General features: G+C 67.7%; 20 protein-coding genes. 13 read left to right on the forward strand and 7 right to left on the reverse strand.

The window, feature by feature from the left end; genetic code table 11:
- The first annotated feature begins 9 nt into the window (after positions 1 to 9).
- Together G6N26_RS22060 and G6N26_RS22065 are read left to right on the forward strand one after the other, a co-directional pair.
- On the forward strand, positions 10 to 462 hold the full coding sequence (locus G6N26_RS22060; protein WP_083015106.1) for an SRPBCC family protein: 453 nt from the start codon (positions 10 to 12) through the stop codon (positions 460 to 462).
- 58 nt (positions 463 to 520) lie between these two features.
- On the forward strand, positions 521 to 976 hold the full coding sequence (locus G6N26_RS22065) for an SRPBCC family protein (RefSeq protein ID WP_067165204.1): 456 nt from the start codon (positions 521 to 523) through the stop codon (positions 974 to 976).
- Here G6N26_RS22065 and G6N26_RS22070 read toward each other — a convergent pair.
- On the reverse strand, positions 969 to 2,150 hold the full coding sequence (locus G6N26_RS22070) for a pyridoxal phosphate-dependent aminotransferase (protein ID WP_067165200.1): 1,182 nt from the start codon (positions 2,148 to 2,150) through the stop codon (positions 969 to 971). The genes G6N26_RS22065 and G6N26_RS22070 overlap by 8 nt on opposite strands.
- A gap of 201 nt (positions 2,151 to 2,351) precedes the next feature.
- Between G6N26_RS22070 and G6N26_RS22075 the strand changes: the two genes are divergently transcribed.
- Both G6N26_RS22075 and G6N26_RS22080 read left to right on the forward strand, forming a co-directional pair.
- The gene (locus tag G6N26_RS22075) at positions 2,352 to 3,563 is read left to right on the forward strand and encodes an acetyl-CoA C-acetyltransferase (protein WP_083015110.1); all 1,212 of its coding nucleotides are present in this window, start codon (positions 2,352 to 2,354) and stop codon (positions 3,561 to 3,563) included.
- A gap of 4 nt (positions 3,564 to 3,567) precedes the next feature.
- Complete coding sequence (locus G6N26_RS22080) at positions 3,568 to 5,712, forward strand: 3-hydroxyacyl-CoA dehydrogenase NAD-binding domain-containing protein (RefSeq protein WP_067165185.1); 2,145 nt, start codon at positions 3,568 to 3,570, stop codon at positions 5,710 to 5,712.
- A gap of 76 nt (positions 5,713 to 5,788) precedes the next feature.
- Here G6N26_RS22080 and G6N26_RS22085 read toward each other — a convergent pair whose 3' ends face one another.
- The 3 genes from G6N26_RS22085 to G6N26_RS22095 form a co-directional block, all read right to left on the reverse strand.
- Positions 5,789 to 6,394 carry a class I SAM-dependent methyltransferase gene (locus tag G6N26_RS22085; protein WP_067165182.1) on the reverse strand — a complete coding sequence of 202 codons (606 nt, stop codon included), beginning with the start codon at positions 6,392 to 6,394 and terminating at the stop codon, positions 5,789 to 5,791.
- Between the two features lie 32 nt (positions 6,395 to 6,426).
- Positions 6,427 to 7,287 (reverse strand): LLM class F420-dependent oxidoreductase, encoded by an 861-nt coding sequence (locus G6N26_RS22090; RefSeq protein ID WP_067165179.1) that lies wholly within the window; start codon positions 7,285 to 7,287, stop codon positions 6,427 to 6,429.
- Between the two features lie 66 nt (positions 7,288 to 7,353).
- Positions 7,354 to 8,562, reverse strand: coding sequence for an FAD-dependent monooxygenase (locus G6N26_RS22095; protein WP_067165175.1), 1,209 nt, complete (start codon positions 8,560 to 8,562; stop codon positions 7,354 to 7,356).
- A gap of 80 nt (positions 8,563 to 8,642) precedes the next feature.
- On the opposite strand from G6N26_RS22095, the gene G6N26_RS22100 reads away from it, so the two are divergent.
- Genes G6N26_RS22100 through G6N26_RS22110 form a run of 3 tightly spaced genes read left to right on the forward strand, consistent with a single transcriptional unit; the run spans position 8,643 to position 11,308 of the window.
- Positions 8,643 to 9,182 (forward strand): TetR/AcrR family transcriptional regulator, encoded by a 540-nt coding sequence (locus tag G6N26_RS22100; RefSeq protein ID WP_083015115.1) that lies wholly within the window; start codon positions 8,643 to 8,645, stop codon positions 9,180 to 9,182.
- A 27-nt stretch (positions 9,183 to 9,209) separates the two neighbouring features.
- On the forward strand, positions 9,210 to 10,199 hold the full coding sequence (locus tag G6N26_RS22105; protein WP_083015118.1) for an LLM class F420-dependent oxidoreductase: 990 nt from the start codon (positions 9,210 to 9,212) through the stop codon (positions 10,197 to 10,199).
- Positions 10,200 to 10,234: 35 nt separating this feature from the next.
- A complete protein-coding gene (locus tag G6N26_RS22110; RefSeq protein ID WP_163648852.1) occupies positions 10,235 to 11,308 on the forward strand; it encodes an FAD-dependent monooxygenase in 1,074 nt (357 codons plus the stop codon).
- Here the strand turns inward: G6N26_RS22110 and G6N26_RS22115 are convergent.
- Positions 11,292 to 11,585, reverse strand: coding sequence for a putative quinol monooxygenase (locus G6N26_RS22115; RefSeq protein WP_067165161.1), 294 nt, complete (start codon positions 11,583 to 11,585; stop codon positions 11,292 to 11,294). The two genes, G6N26_RS22110 and G6N26_RS22115, sit on opposite strands and share 17 nt — an antisense overlap.
- A 144-nt stretch (positions 11,586 to 11,729) precedes the next feature.
- Here G6N26_RS22115 and G6N26_RS22120 point away from each other — a divergent pair, with 144 nt between their 5' ends.
- Entirely contained in the window at positions 11,730 to 12,143 is a 414-nt protein-coding gene (locus tag G6N26_RS22120) for a Zn-ribbon domain-containing OB-fold protein (protein ID WP_083015125.1), read from the forward strand.
- A gap of 33 nt (positions 12,144 to 12,176) precedes the next feature.
- A complete protein-coding gene (locus tag G6N26_RS22125; RefSeq protein ID WP_009951777.1) occupies positions 12,177 to 13,322 on the forward strand; it encodes a thiolase family protein in 1,146 nt (381 codons plus the stop codon).
- Positions 13,323 to 13,384: 62 nt separating this feature from the next.
- Here G6N26_RS22125 and G6N26_RS22130 read toward each other — a convergent pair whose 3' ends face one another.
- The gene (locus G6N26_RS22130; protein ID WP_067165152.1) at positions 13,385 to 15,034 is read right to left on the reverse strand and encodes a DNA repair helicase XPB; all 1,650 of its coding nucleotides are present in this window, start codon (positions 15,032 to 15,034) and stop codon (positions 13,385 to 13,387) included.
- 163 nt (positions 15,035 to 15,197) lie between these two features.
- Positions 15,198 to 17,456 (reverse strand): helicase-associated domain-containing protein, encoded by a 2,259-nt coding sequence (locus G6N26_RS22135; protein WP_083015128.1) that lies wholly within the window; start codon positions 17,454 to 17,456, stop codon positions 15,198 to 15,200.
- Positions 17,457 to 17,565: 109 nt separating this feature from the next.
- Between G6N26_RS22135 and G6N26_RS22140 the strand changes: the two genes are divergently transcribed.
- From G6N26_RS22140 to G6N26_RS22155, 4 genes are read left to right on the forward strand one after another with little or no spacing between them, the layout of a single operon-like run.
- Positions 17,566 to 17,766, forward strand: coding sequence for a hypothetical protein (locus G6N26_RS22140; protein ID WP_008253834.1), 201 nt, complete (start codon positions 17,566 to 17,568; stop codon positions 17,764 to 17,766).
- 8 nt (positions 17,767 to 17,774) lie between these two features.
- Positions 17,775 to 18,305: a cyclic pyranopterin monophosphate synthase MoaC gene (gene moaC / locus G6N26_RS22145; RefSeq protein ID WP_067165145.1), complete on the forward strand. Its 531-nt coding sequence runs from the start codon at positions 17,775 to 17,777 to the stop codon at positions 18,303 to 18,305.
- On the forward strand, positions 18,302 to 18,784 hold the full coding sequence (locus tag G6N26_RS22150; RefSeq protein ID WP_083015198.1) for a MogA/MoaB family molybdenum cofactor biosynthesis protein: 483 nt from the start codon (positions 18,302 to 18,304) through the stop codon (positions 18,782 to 18,784). Before moaC ends, G6N26_RS22150 begins: the two co-directional genes overlap by 4 nt.
- On the forward strand, positions 18,781 to 19,206 hold the full coding sequence (locus G6N26_RS22155; protein WP_083015131.1) for a molybdenum cofactor biosynthesis protein MoaE: 426 nt from the start codon (positions 18,781 to 18,783) through the stop codon (positions 19,204 to 19,206). The genes G6N26_RS22150 and G6N26_RS22155 overlap by 4 nt, the downstream gene beginning before the upstream one ends.
- The last annotated feature ends 89 nt before the right edge of the window (positions 19,207 to 19,295 follow it).

The following is a 19,295-nucleotide window of genomic DNA, read 5'->3' on the forward strand; positions in this document are numbered from 1 at the left end:
TTGATCTCAGTGGCCGTAAAAGCATCACGCGAATTTGTCGTCAACGCGCCGCCAGAAGTGGTCATGGAGGCGCTGACAGATGTCGGCGTCCTCTCGTCGTGGTCACCGCTGCACAAACACATCGAAGTGATCGACCGCTATCCCGACGGCCGCCCCCACCACGTCAAGACCACGATCAAGATCCTGGGGCTCGTCGACGAGATCCTGGAATATCACTGGGGCCCGGACTGGGTCTGCTATGACGCCAAAGGAACCTCCCAGCAGCACGGTCAGCACGTCGAGTACAACCTGAAACCCGAAGGCGTCGGCCAGACTCGAGTGCGCTTCGACATCACCGTCGAACCGGGCCGGCCGATGCCCGCGTTCATCGTCCGGCGGGCAAGCGAAAGCGCCCTCGACGGGGCGGAAAAGGGTTTGCGCGAATTGCTGATGCGCGGCAACCCTTCCGCCGAGCCCGAATAATCGGCGTCTGCGGTTTTCGGCCTTCGCCGGCGGTGGCGCTGTTGTTAACTTATTAGCAGTGGCTGTACAAGCATCGTCGGAAATCGTGATCGATGCGCCTCCGGAGGTCATCATGGAGGCGCTCGCCGATATGGACGCGGTGCCGTCCTGGTCGTCGGTGCACAAGCGGGTCGAAGTCGTCGACAAGCACCCCGACGGGCGACCGCACCACGTGAAGGTCACGATCGCGGTGACGGGCATCCACGACACCGAACTGCTCGAATATCACTGGGGGCCCGACTGGATGGTGTGGGACGCCCACAAGACGGCCCAGCAACACGGCCAGCACGGGGAGTACAACCTGAGCCGGCTGGGCGACGACAGGACCCGGGTGCGGTTCACCATCACCGTCGAACCGTGGGCCCCGCTGCCGGAGTTCTGGGTCGCGCGGGCCCGCAAGAAAATCCTTCATTCCGCGCTGGAGGGGTTGCGCAAGCGGGTGATGGGCCTCGAGGGCTTCGGCCCGGCTAGATAGCGTCGCGCAGCGCGGCCAGCCGCTTGATCGCCTCGTCGAGCGTGTCGTCGCGTTTACAGAAGGTGAAGCGCACCAAGTGATTCCACACGTCGGCCGGTCCGTGCGTGGTGTCCGGATCGCAGAAGGCCGACATCGGGATGGCGGCGACCCCGACCTTCTCGGGGAGCGCCGCGCAGAACGCCGCGCTGTCGTCGTAGCCCAGCGGGCGTGGGTCGGCGCACAAGAAGTAGGTGCCGGCGCTGTCGTGCACCTCGAACCCGATGTCGATCAGCCCGGCGGCCAGCCGGTCGCGCCTGGCCTGCAATGTGGCGCGCAGGTTGTCGACCCACGCGCCCTCCTGCTCCAGGGCCAAAGCCACGGCCGGCTGGAAGGGCGCGCCGCCGACGTAGCTCAGATATTGTTTGGCCGCGCGCATGCCCGCGATGAGTTGTGCTGGGCCGCAGGCCCATCCGATCTTCCAGCCGGTGCAATTGAACATCTTGGCCGCGCTGGAGATGGTGATCGTCCGCTCGGCCATGCCCTCGAAGCCGGCCAGCGGCACGTGTTGCCGCCCGTCAAACACCAGGTGTTCGTACACCTCGTCGGTGATCACCAACAGGTCGGCCTCGACGGCGATCTCGGCGATGGCGGCCAGCTCGGTCGCGCTGAGCACCGTGCCGGTCGGGTTGTGCGGTGAGTTGACGATCAACGCGCGGGTCCGTGGCGTGACCGCCCGGCGCAGCGCGTCGGCGTCCAGGGCGAAGCCACGACCATCGGGGACCAGCGGCACGGCGACCCGCTGTGCGGAGGCCATCGCCACCACCGGGGAGTAGGAGTCGTAGAACGGCTCGATGAGCAGGACGTCCGAGCCCGGCTCGATCAGGCCGATCACCGCCGAGGCGATGGCCTCGGTCGCCCCGACCGTCACCAGGACCTCGGTGTCGGGGTCGTACTCGATGCCGTACTGGCGATGGCGCTGGGCGGCGATCGCGTGTCGCAGCGGCGCGATGCCGATGCCCGGCGGGTACTGGTTGACGCCGTTGGCGATGGCCTCCTGCGCGGCCTTCAGCATGGCCGGTGGCCCGTCTTCGTCGGGAAACCCCTGGCCGAGGTTCACCGCTCCGATCCGCGCGGCCAGCGCCGACATCTCGGCGAACACCGTGGTCGCGTACGGGCGCAGTCGCGAGACCGTCATGGTCGTCGAGCTTAACTTCCGGCCCCGAGCGTGACTGCACCGTCACGCTCGGCGCCGAACGTGACTGCACCGTCACGCTCGAGGCTCTGACCAGGGCCGACCTGCTCAACCAACAGGTTGGCCGGGCCCTGCTGTTAGGGTGGTGCGGGACCTAGTCTTGAAGACGGGATTCGAACCCTATTCGCGAACAAGGAAGTCGTCATGTCCGAAGAAGCTTTCATTTATGAGGCCATCCGCACGCCGCGGGGCAAGCAGCGCAACGGCTCGCTCAACGAGGTGAAGCCGCTCAACCTGGTCGTGGGCCTGGTCGACGAGCTGCGCCGGCGCTACCCCGACCTGGACGAGAACCTGATCAGCGACATGATCCTCGGCGTCGTGTCCCCGGTCGGCGACCAGGGCGGCGACATCGCCCGCACCGCGGTGTTGGCCGCGGGCCTGCCCGAGACCACCGGGGGCGTGCAGCTCAACCGGTTCTGCGCCTCCGGTCTGGAAGCCGTCAACACCGCCGCCCAGAAGGTGCGCTCCGGCTGGGACGACCTGGTGCTGGCCGGCGGCGTCGAGTCGATGAGCCGCGTCCCGATGGGCTCCGACGGCGGCGCGTGGGCGACCGACCCTGAGACCAACTACCAGATCGGCTTCGTGCCGCAGGGCATCGGCGCCGACCTGATCGCCACCATCGAGGGCTTCTCCCGCGAGGACGTCGACGCCTACGCGTTGCGCAGCCAGCAAAAGGCCGCCGAGGCGTGGTCGGGCGGTTACTTCGCCAAGTCGATCGTGCCGGTGCGTGACCAGAACGGTCTGGTCGTCCTCGATCACGACGAGCACATGCGGCCCGAGACCACCATGGAGGGCCTCGCCAAGCTCAAGACCGCGTTCGACGGCGTCGGTGAGATGGGTGGCTTCGACGACGTGGCGCTGCAGAAGTACCACTGGGTCGAAAAGATCAACCACGTCCACACCGGCGGCAACAGCTCGGGCATCGTCGACGGCGCCGCGCTGGTGCTGGTCGGTTCGGAGGCCGCCGGCAAGTCGCAGGGGCTGACCCCGCGGGCCCGCATCGTCGCCACCGCGACCAGCGGCGCGGACCCGGTCATCATGCTGACCGGCCCGACGCCGGCCACGCAGAAGGTCCTCGACCGGGCCGGCCTGACCGTCGACGACATCGACCTGTTCGAGCTCAACGAGGCGTTCGCTTCGGTGGTGCTGAAGTTCCAGAAGGACCTCAACATTCCCGACGAGAAGCTCAACGTCAACGGTGGCGCCATCGCGATGGGCCACCCACTGGGCGCCACCGGCGCCATGATCACCGGCACCATGGTCGACGAACTCGAGCGCCGCAACGCGCGTCGCGCCCTGGTCACGCTTTGCATCGGCGGCGGCATGGGTGTCGCCACCATCATCGAGAGGGTTTAAGACCATGGCAGAGAACACCATTCAGTGGGACAAGGACGCCGACGGCATCGTCACCCTGACGCTGGACGACCCCACCGGGTCGGCCAACGTGATGAACGAGCACTACAGCGAGTCCATGCACAACGCCGTCGAACGCCTTGCCGCCGAGAAGGAATCGATCACCGGCGTCGTGATCACCAGCGCGAAGAAGACCTTCTTCGCCGGCGGTGATCTCAAGGGCATGATCAACCTCGGCCCGGAGAACGCCGGCGAGGCGTTCGACACCGTCGAGTCGGTCAAGCGCGACCTGCGTGCGCTGGAGACCCTGGGCAAGCCCGTGGTGGCCGCCATCAACGGCGCCGCGCTCGGCGGCGGCCTGGAGATCGCGCTGGCCTGTCACCACCGCATCGCCGCCGACGTCAAGGGCAGCGTCCTGGGTCTGCCCGAGGTGACGCTGGGCCTGCTGCCGGGCGGCGGCGGGGTGACCCGCACCGTGCGGATGTTCGGCATCCAGAACGCGTTCATGAACATCCTGTCGCAGGGCACCCGCTTCAAGCCGGCCAAGGCCAAGGAGATCGGTCTGGTCGACGAGCTCGTCGGCTCGGTGGAGGAACTGGTGCCCGCCGCCAAGGCGTGGATCAAGGCCAACCCCGATTCGCACGAACAGCCTTGGGACAAAAAGGGTTACAAGATGCCGGGCGGTACCCCGGCCAGCCCGGCGCTGGCGGCGAACCTGCCAGCGTTCCCGGCGCTGCTGAAGAAGCAACTCAAGGGCGCCCCGATGCCCGCGCCGCGGGCCATCCTGGACGCGGTCGTCGAGGGTGCGCAGGTGGACTTCGACACGGCCAGCCGCATCGAAAGCCGTTACTTCACGTCGCTGGTGACCGGCCAGGTCGCCAAGAACATGATCCAGGCGTTCTTCTTCGACCTGCAGCACATCAACGGCGGCGGTTCCCGCCCCGACGGCATCGAGCCGGTCAAGATCAACAAGATCGGTGTGCTGGGCGCGGGAATGATGGGCGCCGGCATCGCCTACGTGTCGGCCAAGGCCGGGTACGAGGTGGTGCTCAAGGACGTCAGCCTCGAGGCCGCCCAGAAGGGCAAGGGCTACTCGGAAAAGCTTGAGGCCAAGGCACTTCAGCGTGGCAAGACCACCGAGGAGAAGAGCAAGGCGCTGCTGGACCGCATCACCCCGGCCGCCGACCCCGCCGAGCTGGCGGGCGTCGACTTCGTGATCGAGGCGGTGTTCGAGAACCAGGAACTCAAGCACAAGGTGTTCCAGGAGATCGAGGACATCGTCGAGCCCAACGCGCTGCTCGGGTCGAACACCTCCACGCTGCCGATCACCGGTCTGGCGACCGGCGTCAAGCGGCAGGAGGACTTCATCGGGATCCACTTCTTCTCGCCGGTGGACAAGATGCCGCTGGTGGAAATCATCAAGGGCGAGAAGACCTCTGACGAGGCGCTGGCCCGGGTGTTCGACTACACGCTGGCCATCGGCAAGACCCCGATCGTGGTCAACGACAGCCGCGGGTTCTTCACCAGCCGGGTGATCGGCACGTTCGTGAACGAGGCCCTGGCGATGCTCGGCGAGGGCGTGGCCCCGGCCAGCATCGAGCACGCCGGTTCGCAGGCCGGCTACCCGGCGCCGCCGTTGCAGCTGTCCGACGAGCTCAACCTGGAGCTGATGCACAAGATCGCCGCCGCCACCCGCAAGGGCGTCGAGGACGCCGGCGGCACCTACGAGCCGCACCCGGCCGAGGCGGTGGTCGAGAAGATGATCGAGATCGGCCGGCCCAGCCGTTTGAAGGGTGCCGGCTTCTACGAGTACGTGGACGGCAAGCGCACCCGCCTGTGGCCGGGCCTGAGCGAGACGTTCAACTCGGGCAGCGCCGACATTCCGTTGCAGGACATGATCGATCGGATGCTGTTCGCCGAGGCGCTCGAGACGCAGAAGTGTCTGGACGAGGGCGTGCTGACCTCGACCGCCGACGCCAACATCGGCTCGATCATGGGCATCGGCTTCCCGCCGTACACCGGGGGTAGCGCGCAGTTCATCGTCGGCTACTCCGGTGCCGGCGGCACGGGCAAGGACGCCTTCGTGGCCCGCGCCAAGGAACTGGCCGCCCGCTACGGCGACCGATTCCTGCCGCCCGCGTCGCTGAGCTGATCCCGCGCCGCGCAAACGCGAAAGCCCCCGAAACAGCGAGGTTTCGGGGGCTTTTTGCGTTGCGTCTCCCGAAAAGCTAACGGCGCCTTTGGAACAGGTAGTACCGAGCCGGGGTTTTCTCGGCGCGGTCGAGCTCGCGTTCGGCGCCCGCGGACAACAATGTCCAGGTGGGCGTGAACCGTCGTTCCATCTCGGCGTGATCGACGCCGCGGACCCCGACCCGGCCGCCGGGCACGAACGCGACGATCAGCAGCCGCGCATCAGGGGCCGCGACGGCGCTGATCTCCCGGACGTAGGCGTCGCGATCCGCGTCGCTCATGTTGTGCAAGCACCCGTTGTCGACGATCAACTCGAAGTTTGCGCCGATTCCGGCGTGGCTCAGCTGTGTGACATCGGCCTGGACGAAATCGACCGCCGCGCCGGCTTTACCGGCTTTGGCCCGCGCCCGTTCGAGGGGCTTGGCCACGAAGTCGACCGCGGTGACTTTCCAGCCGTGTTGGGCGAGGTAGATCGAACAGTCGCCGGTACCGCATCCGAGTTCAAGGGCGGAGCCGGCGGGAAGCGCGGCCGTGCCGCCGGTTCCCTCGACCAGGTCGCGCACGCTTTGGGCGAGCGGGTGACCGTCCCACGGGGTGAAACCGATGCGGTAGAAGATCCGAAACAGCGTCTGCTTGGAAGCCATAGCTCACCTTAAGGCCCGCGGCGAGGCATCCTCTATCGGGTGGCGGCGGCGATGCGGCGCCATTCCTCGCGCGGGAAGGCCCGGGGATCGGCCCGCAACACCTGGACGCAGACATGATCGGCGCCGGCGGAACGATGCTCGGCGACCCTGCGCATGACGGCGTCTTCGTCGCCCCAGGCAATGATCGCGTTGAACAGCCGATCGCTCACCTGCGACACGTCGTCTTCGGAGAAGCCGCTGCGAAGCAGATTGTTCGCGTAGTTGGGCAACGCCAGATAGGACCGCAGCCAGTCGGTTCCGATCTGGCGCGCCTCGTCGGCGCTGTCGGTCAGAATGACCGTCTGCTCCGGCAGCAGCAGGGGGCCCTGGCCCAAAGTCGAACGGGCAGAAGCGGTGTGGTCGGGAGTGACCAGGTACGGGTGGGCGCCACCGGCGCGGCTCGCGGACAACTTCAGCATCTTCGGGCCGAGTGCGGCAAGCACCCGACGCTCGGTGGGGACCGGCCGCGGCGCGGCATCCAACCCGTCCAGGAATGACGCGGTGGCCGCCAGCGGTTTGCGGTAGCGCCCCGGGTGTCCGGCATCGATCAGCGGTGCGTGGCTGACGCCGATGCCCAGCAGGAAGCGGTCCCCGTGCTCGGCGGTCAGCGTCGCAAAAGACGCGGCGACGTCGCCGGGCGCATGCATCCACAAATTCAGGATGCCGGTGGCGATCACGGTCCGCTTGGTCGCGCCGAGCAAATGACCGACCGAGTCGAACACCGCACCGCCGACATCGGGTATCCACAGCGCGGGGAAGCCGAGTTCATCGAGTTCGGCTGCCGCGTCGGCGGATTCGGCCGGGTCGCCGTAGCGCAGTTGACTGCTCCAGATCCCAACACCGGTCAGTTCCATCTGAGGCCTTCCCTTCGTGGCAGGCGCGCCGCGGCCGCTCGGGTTCGCGGCCTACTGGACATGCTGTCAGACGTCGCTTCCGGCGTAGTCGGGGACCGGCATCGAGTCGTGCATGCGGACGCCCTTGGTGTTCAGCTTGGCCAGCGACCGGGACAGCGACCCTGGCATCGCCGAGATCAATTGGGCTCCACGGGTTAACGCCCATACTCCGGCGCGGGAGCCGGGGATGAGGCCCTTGGCGGCGCCGCGGGCGAAGGACCGGCTGCGATGCACCGGATCGCGCATCTGCAGTTCGTAGGCGGCGAAGGCGCGCAAGTGGTCGCCGTCGGCACGGGCAAGCTCGCCGGCCAGCACGTAGGCGCCGAGCACGGCGAGGCTGGTGCTGCCGCCCACCGCCGGTCCGGGGCAGTATCCCGCGTCGCCGACCAGGGTGACGCGGCGGCGCGACCATCTGTCCGTGCGGAGCTGGGTGATGGAGTCGAAGTAGAAGGTGGGCGTGTGCTCGATGTGGGTGAGCCAACTGTCCACCTGGTCATGCATCCCGGCGAACGCGTCGCGCAGTAACGCCTTCTGCCGCAACACATCGCGGTGGTCGTAGTCCAGTTCGTCGGTGTGGCGAAACAGAAACACCACTCGCGCGTCGTCCAGGTGGTCCGCGGTGTAGATCCCGGCGAAGCGGCCGACCCCGACGTGGCCGACCATCTCGCCGGGGCCGACCAGCGTCTTGGGCGCCGACAACACCGACAGGTACCCCCCGAGGAAACGCGTCAGGCCGGCCTCCTCGCCGAAAGTCAGGCGCCGAACGTTGGAGTGCAAACCGTCGGCGCCGACGATGATGTCGAAGCGGCGTGCCGCGGAGTGCTCGAACGACACGGTGCCGTCGTGCTCGATGGCGGTGATCGAGTCGCCGAACAGGTACTCGACTTCGTCGCGGGCGGCGTCGTAGTAGATCTCGCTGAGGTCGTCGCGCATGATTTCCACGTGCCGGTCGGAACTGGCGGCATAGATCTTGGTGAGGTCGACGTTGATGGCCCGCGGCCGGCCTTCCCGGTACAACGCCAGCCGGTTCGTCCCGGTGGCCAGGGCCTCGATGCGCGGCAGGACACCCATCCTCGCCGAGATCTCCATCGCGGGACGGAACAAGTCGACGGCGTGGCCGCCGGTTTTGCGCAGTGTCGGCGCGCGCTCGACGACGGTGACGTCGAAGCCGTAACGGGACAGCCAGTATGCCAGCACCGGGCCGGCGACGCTGGCGCCGGAAATCAATATCCGCATGCTCCACCTCCCGCACTTACTTAACGTTCGGTAAGCATAGCATCCCACTTACCAATCGGTAAGTCAGATAAACTCCGGGGGTGAGCAGGCCCCGGTCGGACACGCGTGAGCGGATTCAAGAGGTCGCCCGCGAGCTCTTCTTGCGGCGGGGCGTGCAGCGGACCAGCCTGCAGGACATCGCTAACGAGCTGGGCATCACCAAACCCGCGCTGTACTACCACTTTCCGTCGCGCGAAGACCTGGTGCGCAGCATCCTGGTGCCGCTGATCGACGAGGGTGAGCGGTTCGTCACCGACCACGAGGCCCGGGGCGGCATCGACGTTCGCGAGTTGTTGGAGGGCTATTTCGATTTCCACTACCGGCACCGGCGGGACTTGGTGCTGCTGCTGCTGACCGAGCTGTCGACGCTGATCGACCTGGACCTCATCGACACCGTGCTCGCGTGGCGCGAGCGGTTGGCTCGGCTGGTGTTCGGTGAGACGCCGACGCTGGCGCAGTCCACCCGGGCGGTCGTGGCGTTCGGCGGTTTGCAGGACTGCTGCGTGCAGTTCGTCGACGCGCCGCAGGCGGAGTTGCGCGAGAAGTCGGTCGCGGCCGCACTCGACGCGCTGAATGGCTGAATTCCGGCGGGGCTAAAGTCCGTTGGTATGCGCTTCGGTCTCTTCATTCCGCAGGGCTGGCGAATGGATCTCGTCGGCATCGAACCCGAGAAGCACTGGGCGGTGATGCGCGACCTGGCCGACTATGCGGACCGGGGAAGCTGGGACTCGCTGTGGGTCTACGACCATTTCCACACCGTCCCGGTGCCCACCGCGGAAGCCACCCACGAAGCGTGGTCGCTCATGTCCGCGTACGGGGCCACCACGTCGCGGATCAAGCTCGGCCAAATGTGCACGGCGATGAGCTACCGCAACCCCGTCTATCTGGCGAAGGTGGCCGCGACGGCCGACATCATCTCCGGTGGCCGGATTCAGATGGGGATCGGTGGCGGCTGGTATGAACATGAATGGCGCGCTTACGGTTACGGATTCCCGTCGGCGGGCGTGCGGTTGCGTCGCCTCGACGAAGGCGTCCAGATCATGCGCGACGCCTGGCGCGAGGGCAAGGTCAGCTTCGACGGCAAGCATTACCAGGTGGACGGCGCGATCGTCGCCCCTAGGCCGCTGCAGGACAACGGAATTCCGCTGTGGATCGCCGGCGGCGGCGAGAAGGTGACCTTGCGTATCGCCGCCCAATACGCGCAGTACACCAACTTCACACCCGAGCCCGACGCGTTCGCCCACAAGTCGGAGGTGCTGGCCGGGCACTGCCGCGACCTGGGTACCGACTTCGATGCCATCGTGCGTTCGGTCAACGTCAACGCCATCGTCGGCGCGTCGGAGGCCGACGTCAAAGACCGGCTGCAACGGGTCCGCGACCGCATGGTCGGCTACGTGGGCGCAACCGCCGCGGACGCGATGATCGCCGGCACGAGCGGGCCGGAGTCGGCAACCGGCACACCGGAACAGGTCATCGAGCGCCTGGTAAAGCTCCGCGACCTCGGATGCGACTATGCCATCTGCTATTTCCCCGAGGCCGCCTACGACCGCTCCGGCATCGAGCTGTTCGAAAGCCAAGTCATTCCCGCGCTGACCTAAGAGGTCTCGGTGCTTCGGTGCATTGGGGTTGGCTCATGAAGGTCGGCATCGTCGGCGGTGGCTTCGCGGGTTTGGCCGCCGCTATCGCATTCCGGCAGGACGGTCACGACGTCACCGTGTACGAGAAGGCGGCCGCACCCTCCGCGATGGGTGGCGCCATCGCGCTCGCACCAAACGCGTTGACGTGCTTGTCGATTCTGGGAGTCAGACACAACGTGGTGACCGAACCGTGGTCCCGAATGGCGGCCACGGTGCGTGCCCGCGACGGCCGCATTTTGATCAGCCGCACCCTTGCGCAGCTCGCTGGAGGCAATGAGTTCGCGACCGTGCCGCGCGCTCAGTTGATCGCCTGGCTGGCTGCCGCGCTGCCCTCGCAGTGTGTGCAGTACTCGGCCAATGTCAGCCACGTCGCTGCGGACGGCACGGTTGTGGTCGGCGGCAGCGCACAGCGATTCGATCTGGTGATCGGCGCCGACGGTCTGCGAAGCATTGCGAAGAAGCTGCTGTTTGCGGACGCGCCGCCACCGCGCGCGACCGGCATCACCGGCTGGGCCTGGACAGTAGACCGCGAACTCGCAACGGGTTTTGGTCCGATCTGGGGCAGCACAGCGGATTTCGGGATCTTGCCATTGGTCGACGGCCGCACCTATGTCTACGGCGGCAGTCGGCTATGGGACACGGACTTGCGGTCGTTCCTTGACTGGCCCCAGCCCCTGCCGGCGCTGATCCTGGCCGCGAACGCGGACGAGATAATCACCCCGGAGATCTTCGAAGCGAGACCACCGCGTCAACTCATCAGGGGCAACGTCGTGCTCATCGGCGACGCCGCGCACTGCATGCGTCCTACATTCGGCCAGGGCGCCGCGCTGGCGATGGAGGACGCCATAACGTTGGCCCGCTGTGGCGCGCCCGGGCTCGCGCGACGCCGGCTGCGCATGCTCGCGTTGTACGGCGCCTCGAAAGCGGGGTCGCGATTCACGGCGCCGGGCAGCACCGCCCAGGAAGGCGCCCGCAACCGGGCGCTTCGATTGATGCCTGACCCGTTGTTCGGCGCCCTGGCGGGCTCGGTGAGCCGGTGGCGCGTCCCGCGCGCTACACGTCGCTGGTGATGTACCTGGTCTTGGCCGGCGGGGCGGCGAGCAGCGGCGGAAGCTGAGTCAGCTTGCCTTCGCCGGCCCGAAACGCGCGGTAGGCCTCGTCGTGCTCGACCGTCTCCCAGATCTCGTAGATCAGCCAGTGCGCTTCGTCGTCCTCGTCGACGAGCACGTCGGTGCGGACGTTCCCGTCGAACGCGCGGGTGTCCTGCAGCGCCCGGCCCATCAGCTCGCGCCCCGCGGCGACCTCGTCGGGCTTGAACCTGAGCTCGAGTATCACGGTGACCGTCATGGCGCCAACATATCCTCCCTGCCCGGGACGCCAGTCCTCGGTCGTTGTGCGGAGGCGAGAATGCGGTTTCCACTTTTCGGAAAGCTGTTATACGGTTCAGTCAGTTCTGTTGGCGGATTGTCGACGTTCCTGGAGGACCCCTCGATGCAGAAGGCACTTGCCCCCGAGATCTCTACCTGGCCGGATGAGAGCCCGCAGCTGATCGGCAGCCGATGCGGCAGTTGTGAGGCGACCACCTTCCCGGTGCAGCAGTGGTGCCCGCGCTGCAGCGCCGGCGAGATGTCCGAGGTGCGGTTGCCCCGCCGCGGAACGCTGGTGGCGTGGACCACCCAGGGCTTCCCGCCCGGAGCCCCCTATGCCGGCCCGACCGGTAAGGACTTCGTGCCGTTCGGCGTGGGACTGGTCCAGCTCGGTGACGTGATCCGCGTCGAGGGCCGCCTGACCGAGAACGACCCGGCCAAGCTGAAGTTCGGCCAGGAAGTCGAGCTCACCATGGTGCCGTTCGCGACCGACGACGAGGGCGCCGAAATCATCACCTTCGCTTTCCAGCCGGTCTAGCGGGTCGCCACCCTCTGATTAGGAGCACATGAGATGACCAACGACGTCGCCATCATCGGCGTGGGCCTCCACCCGTTCGGCAGGTTCGAAAAGACCGCGATGCAGATGGGCGCCGAGGCCGTCCAGCTCGCGCTCAAAGACGCCGGCGTGGACTGGAAGGACATCCAGTTCGGCTTCGGCGGCAGCTACGAGGTCTCCAACCCCGACGCGGTGACCCGCCTGGTCGGCCTGACCGGCATCACCTTCACCAACGTGTTCAACGCCTGCGCCACCGCGGCCAGCGCCATCCAGCAGACCGCCGACACCATCCGGTTGGGCAAGTACGACATCGGCATCGCCATCGGCCTCGACAAGCATCCACGCGGCGCGTTCACCGACGACCCCGCCAAGCTGGCACTGCCGCAGTGGTACGCCAACAACGGGCAGTTCGTCACCACCAAGTTCTTCGGCATGAAGGCCAATAAGTACATCCACGACCACAACATCTCCCAGGAGACGCTGGCGCGGGTGGCCAACAAGAACTTCCGCAACGGTGCACTGAACCCGAATGCCTTCCGGCGCAAGGAAATCTCCGTCGAGGAGATCCTCGCCTCGCCCGCGCTGAACTACCCGTTGACGCAGTACATGTTCTGCGCGCCCGACGAGGGGGCGGCCGCGGTCATCATGTGTCGCGCCGACATGGCCGAGAAATTCACCGACAAGCCGGTCTATGTGCGCGCCTGCGAAATTCGGACCCGCCGCTTCGGCGCCTACGAGGTGCACGCCACCTCGGCGCCCCTGGACGAGGACGCGTCGCCGACGGTGTACGCGGCCAAGGCCGCCTACGAGGCGGCCGGCATCGGACCCGAGGACGTCGACGTCGCGCAGCTGCAGGACACCGACGCCGGCGCCGAGGTGATCCACATGGCCGAGACCGGCCTGTGCGCGGACGGTGAACAGGAGAAGCTGCTGGCCGACGGCGCCACCGAGATCCACGGCTCGATACCGGTCAACACCGACGGCGGGCTGATCGCCAATGGCGAGCCCATCGGCGCGTCGGGGCTGCGACAGATGCACGAACTGGTGCGGCAGTTGCGCGGCGAGGCGGGGGAGCGACAGGTGCCCGGTGACCCGCGCGTCGGCCTGGCCCAGGTGTACGGCGCACCCGGCACCGCGTCGGCGACCATCCTGTCCCGGTAGCGCCAGCAGACACAAAAGCCCCCGAAACAACGGCGTTTCGGGGGCTTTTGCGTCTGCTCGTGTTAAATGGCCGGGCCCAGGAGGTCGTCGGCGTCGCGAATGATGTAGCCATAACCCTGCTCGGCGAGGAAGCGTTGCCGGTGCGCCGCGTATTCCGCGTCCAGGCTGTCGCGCGCCACCACGGAATAGAAGACGGCGCCGCCGCCGTCGGCCTTCGGCCGCAGCAACCGGCCGAGACGTTGCGCCTCTTCTTGGCGGGAGCCGAAGGTACCCGAAACCTGCACGGCCACCGCGGCTTCGGGCAGGTCGATAGAGAAGTTGGCGACCTTGGACACCACCAGCGTGTTGACCTCGCCGCGGCGGAAGCCGTCGAACAGCTCTTCGCGTTCCTTGGTCCGCGTGGAGCCCTGGATCACCGGGGCGCCCAGTTCGGCGCCCAGCTCGTCGAGCTGATCGAGATACGCACCGATCACCAGGGTCTGCTCACCCGGATGCTTCGCCAGAATCGATTTGACCACAGCAATTTTCGTGTGCACCGTCGAGCACAGCTTGTAACGCTCTTCGGGCTCGGCGGTGGCGTACATCATCCGCTCGTTGTCGGTCATGGTGACCCGCACCTCGACACACTCCGCCGGCGCGATCCAGCCCTGCGCCTCGATGTCCTTCCATGGCGCGTCATAGCGTTTCGGGCCGATCAAGGAGAACACGTCGCCCTCGCGCCCGTCCTCGCGCACCAGTGTGGCGGTCAACCCCAGGCGCCGCTTGGATTGCAGGTCGGCGGTCATCCGGAACACCGGCGCCGGCAACAAGTGGACCTCGTCGTAGATGATCAGGCCCCAGTCGCGGCTGTCGAAGAGTTCGAGGTGGCGGTACTCGCCCTTGGTGCGGCGGGTGATCATCTGGTACGTCGAGATGGTGACGGGCCGAATCTCCTTGCGCTCGCCCGAATACTCGCCGATCTCCTCCTCGGTGAGCGAGGTGCGGGCGATCAGCTCGCGCTTCCACTGCCGCGCCGCGACGATGTTGGTGACCAAAATCAGCGTCGTCGCACCGGCTTTCGCCATTGCGGCGGCCCCCACCAACGTCTTACCGGCGCCGCAGGGAAGCACTACCACACCGGAGCCACCGGACCAGAACGAGTCGGTGGCCATCTGCTGGTAGTCGCGCAAGTGCCAGCCGTCCTGAGCCAGGCTGATCGGGTGTGCCTCGCCGTCGACGTATCCCGCCAGATCCTCGGCGGGCCAACCGATCTTGAGCAGCATCTGCTTGACCCGACCGCGCTCGCTGGGGTGGACGATGACCGTGTCGTCGTCGATGCGGGCGCCGAGCATCGGGGCGATCTTCTTGTTGCGCAGCACTTCCTCGAGCACCGCGCGGTCCAGGCTCACCAGTGTCAGGCCGTGGGCGGGGCTTTTCACCAACTGCAGGCGGCCGTAGCGGGCCATGGTGTCGACGATGTCGACCAGCAGCGGCTGCGGCACCGCGTAGCGGGAAAAGGAGACCAGCGCGTCGACGACCTGTTCGGCGTCGTGTCCGGCGGCGCGGGCGTTCCACAGCGCCAGCGGTGTGATGCGGTAGGTGTGCACGTGCTCGGGTGCGCGTTCGAGCTCGGCGAACGGCGCGATGGCGGCTCGCGCGGCGCCGGCTTGTTCGTGGTCCACTTCGAGCAGCACCGTCTTGTCGGACTGCACGATCAACGGTCCGTCAGACATGACTAGCGCCACTCCTCCTCATCGCTTCGCTCTGCATCGTCGTCGGCACGCATGACTAGCGCCACTCCTCCTCATCGCTTCGCTCTGCATCGTCGTCGGCGCGCATGACTAGCGCCACTCCTCCTCATCGCTTCGCTCTGCTTCGCGCCCGGCATGCCAACCATTATTGGCCGGAGGCCGACACCACCGACGTGATGCGGTGGATCGCGAAGTCGCGCAGCCTCCCCGATGCCGAATCGAAGGCGACCAACTGGCCGCCCCGGACGGAGATCGGCGACACGACACGCTGCGTGGCCACGCCGGCCGCGTCTAGATAACCGATCACCAGGGTGCCTTGTTCCCGGGCGGCGCGCTGCAACAGGGTCATGGTGGCCGCCGGATCGACGCGGATGTTGCCGAACGGGGCTGCGGTGACCTTGCGCAGCACCGCGACGACCGCGTGCAAGCTGTCGCTGTTGGGACGCCGCAGCGGGCGATACGGGCGGCGTTGCTGTGGTGTGGCCACCCGGGCGCCGCGCGGCCGCACGTCGACGATGGCGCCCGTCGAGTCCTCGGCCGCCGGGGCGAATCCGGCTGCCCGCAGCGCGGCGAGCACCTCACCGATCGGCGCCGGCGACACCGCCACCGTGGGAGCCAGCGCGCGCAGCTGCACCTCTTCGGTCGCCGGCGCGGCCACGGCCTGGGCCAGCAGCGCCGGATCCTCGCAGCGCACGAACGACGCGGCCATGCCGATCCGCAGCTGCCCGTGCCGGCGCGCAACATCGTCAATGAGGTAGGTAAGCCCTTGGGGCACAGGCGTTTTAGAGTGGTTAGCGAACAGGGCGTGCATCCAGTCGCGGGTCTTGCCGACATCGAGCGCATGCCGAATCGACTGCTCGCTGACGCGGTACACCATCGCGGTACCGGCCGATTCGACGGTGGCCACAGTGGCGAGCTGCTCGGCCAGGTCACGTTGCAGCGGACCGGGCACCACGACCGTCAGATCGGCCTGCACCAGGAAATGGTCGACCGGTTTGGGGAGGGCCCGGGACATCGCGTCGACCGCGACCTGAAGATCGTTGTCCCCGTCCAGCAGCGACCGAGCGGGCGTGCTGATCGCCCCGCGCCCCACCAGGCCCATGGCGTGGCTCTCGGTGAGCAGGTCCCCGACGGGTCCCGGCTGTAATCGCTTGGCCCAGCGCGGACGCCGCCAGATCAGTGCCGCCGACGCTTCCGCCGCGTCCACGCCGGCGCCGGGCGGGAGCTCGGACAGCATGCCGAGCAGCAGCCGGCGATCCAGCGGTGCGGCCGTGGAGTACAGGGCGTCGGTAAGCGCCCCATAGGGTTTGGCGTCGGGGCTGCGGGTGCCGATCAGTGCGGGCCGGCTGGGAAGGTCGAGCCAGCTGCGTGCCAACAGCTGCCAACGCTCGGCGGTGGACAGCGCGGCGAACCGGTCGGTGGCGACCGTCGGGGCCCAGTACGGTGCCTCACCGGCGGTGGGTTCGGGGTCAGGCATGCCGCTGGCGATCAATCCCGCTGCGGCGGCGACTTCGAGGATCAAACCCAGCCGCGACTCGTCGATGCCGGTCACCTTGCTCAGCCGCTTGACGTCCCGAATCCCCAGTCCGCCGCTGCGCAGCTCGGAAACCGGTGTGGCGGAAAGTGTTTCGAGCAGGACGTCGAGCTCCCGCAGCAGGTCGATGGCGGCTCCGGCGGCCGTCGCGTCGACATCGTCGGTGCTGGTGGTCGACACCACCGGGTCCGGCGCGGTCAGTTGCATAGGGCCGGGCTGCTCGCCGCGCAGCACCTGTCCCACGTGGCGGGGCAGGATCACGGTCTCGGCGTCGATGCGCCGCAACAGGCCCATGGCCAGCAGCTGCGGCACCGGGCGGTCCGGCGCCGCGCCGGGCGCCGCATCCCGCGTGCGGCCCATCGGGGAGCCTTCGAGAAGTTTCTCCAGCACGTCGAGCTGCGCCGGGTCGAGGTCGTCGATCAGGGCGGCGATCTGCTCGGCGTCGCGCGAGGTGTCCTCGAGGATGACCTGCCCCGGATGCCACGGCATTCCCGTCCCGGCGTCCGGGGCGACCCGCAGCGCGGTCTCGCCCCAGACCAGGACGCGGTGCCGGAGGTCGTCGACCGCCTCGAGGACCTCGCCTTCGGGGGCACGGTCGCCGATCAGCGCCAGCAGCTTGGCGGCCGGCACCGGTTCCGCATCGGCCTGCAGCACCAGCAGCGCGTCGAGCACCGCCAGCCGCAGGAAGTCGAGGTCGTCGGTGGCAGCCTTGATCGACTGGCGGGCCTGGGCTCGGGCCGCCAGCGCGGCGATGCTGCCGGGCGGGGGCTGGGCGAGGTCCGGCCGCAATTCCAGCAGGCGGATCAGGCGCTCATCGGACAACTCGGCCAGCCACGACCCCAGCGGGATATCCGGGGTGTTGTCGGTCATCGCTGACCAGCGTAAAGCAGGTCGTGGGTGCTGAGCAGACTGCGAAGGGCCGGCGCGAACCTACGGTCTTGCGCCACGCGCTCCAGGGCCACCTGTCAGAATGGACCTCGTGGCTGACACTGCTGAGGGCAAAGCTCGCAAAACCAAGTATGTCGACAACGGCTGGCCGACGACGGACCCCGACGACCACGCGGTCAGTGAACTCGTGACCGACCGGACGGGTGCGCTGTCGCCCTTCGGCGAGCTGACGTTCCCGCTGCCCTCCACCGAGCTTCCCTACCTGCACCCTGTCACCGTCGTCAATCGGTAGGTCTCCACATGGCCAGGGCCTCTGAGGCCGCGAAAGCCTCGGCGACCTGGGCGTCGGGAGAATCCCGCTCGGGTGCGCTGTCACACGTGGACGACCAGGGGGCGGCGCACATGGTCGACGTCAGCGAGAAGGCAGCCACCAAGCGGACCGCCGTCGCCGCGGGTGCCTTGCGCACGTCGGCGCACGTGGTGGAACTGATCTCGTCGGGGGGCCTGCCCAAGGGCGACGCGCTTGCCACCGCCCGGATAGCGGGTATCCAAGCGGCGAAGCGCACCAGCGATCTCATTCCGCTCTGCCATCAGCTCGCGCTCACCGGGGTCGACATCGACTTCGACGTGGCCGAGTCGGACATCGAGATCACCGCCACGGTGCGCAGCACCGACCGCACGGGGGTGGAGATGGAAGCGCTTTGCGCCGTCAGCGTCGCGGCCCTGACGCTCTACGACATGATCAAGGCGGTCGATCCGGCCGCGCGGATCGATGACATTCGAGTCCTGCGCAAGGAAGGCGGCAAAACCGGAATGTGGACGCGGTCATGAGCACGCGATCGGCCCGCGTCATCATCGCCTCGACCCGGGCGTCGGCCGGACAATACGAAGACCGATGCGGGCCGATCATCACCGAATGGCTCACGGAGCGGGGCTTTTCGGCCGCAGAGCCGGAGGTGGTCGCCGATGGGTCGCCCGTCGGCGATGCGCTGCGCAAGGCGATCGATGAGGACGTCGACGTCATCCTCACCTCCGGCGGCACCGGCATTTCACCCACTGACAGCACCCCGGACCAGACCGTGGCCGTCATCGATTACCTCATCCCCGGCCTGGCAGAGGCGATCCGCCAGTCGGGGCTGCCCAAGGTGCCGACGTCGGTGTTGTCCCGCAGCGTGTGCGGGGTGGCCGGACGGACCCTGATCGTCAACCTGCCGGGGTCACCCGGTGGGGTGCGCGACGGGCTCGGCGTGCTCGCCGACGTGCTCGACCACGCGCTCGATCAACTCGCCGGTAAAGACCACCAGCGATGACGCTGGTCGTGCGCGCAGTCATGACCGAGCATCCGATCCTTCTGGCTGAGCATGAAGAGATGGTGGGCCATCAATCGGCCGGGGCCATCGTCGGCTTCGTCGGCATGATCCGCGACCACGACGTCGGGCGACGCGTGGTGCGGCTGGAGTACTCGGCGCACCCCTCGGCCGCGCAGGTCATGGCTGACGTGGTGGCCGATGTGGCGGCGCAATCGAGCGGCGTCCGCGCCGTCGCCGCCAGCCACCGCGTCGGTGTGCTGCACATCGGAGAGGCGGCTTTGGTAGCGGCGGTCGCCGCCGACCACCGGCAGGCGGCCTTCGCCACCTGCGCGCAACTGGTCGACACCATCAAGGCGCGGCTACCGGTGTGGAAGCACCAGTTCTTCGCCGACGGCACCGAGGAGTGGGTCGGCTCGGCCTGACGCCGTAGCCAGCTGACGCCCCGGATTTGGTGCGCCGTGCCCTACACGCCCCGAACAGGAGGGTTTTCGGGGCGTGCGGGGAATCTGGT

This window comes from Mycobacterium marseillense (assembly GCF_010731675.1).
Lineage (GTDB): Bacteria > Actinomycetota > Actinomycetes > Mycobacteriales > Mycobacteriaceae > Mycobacterium > Mycobacterium marseillense.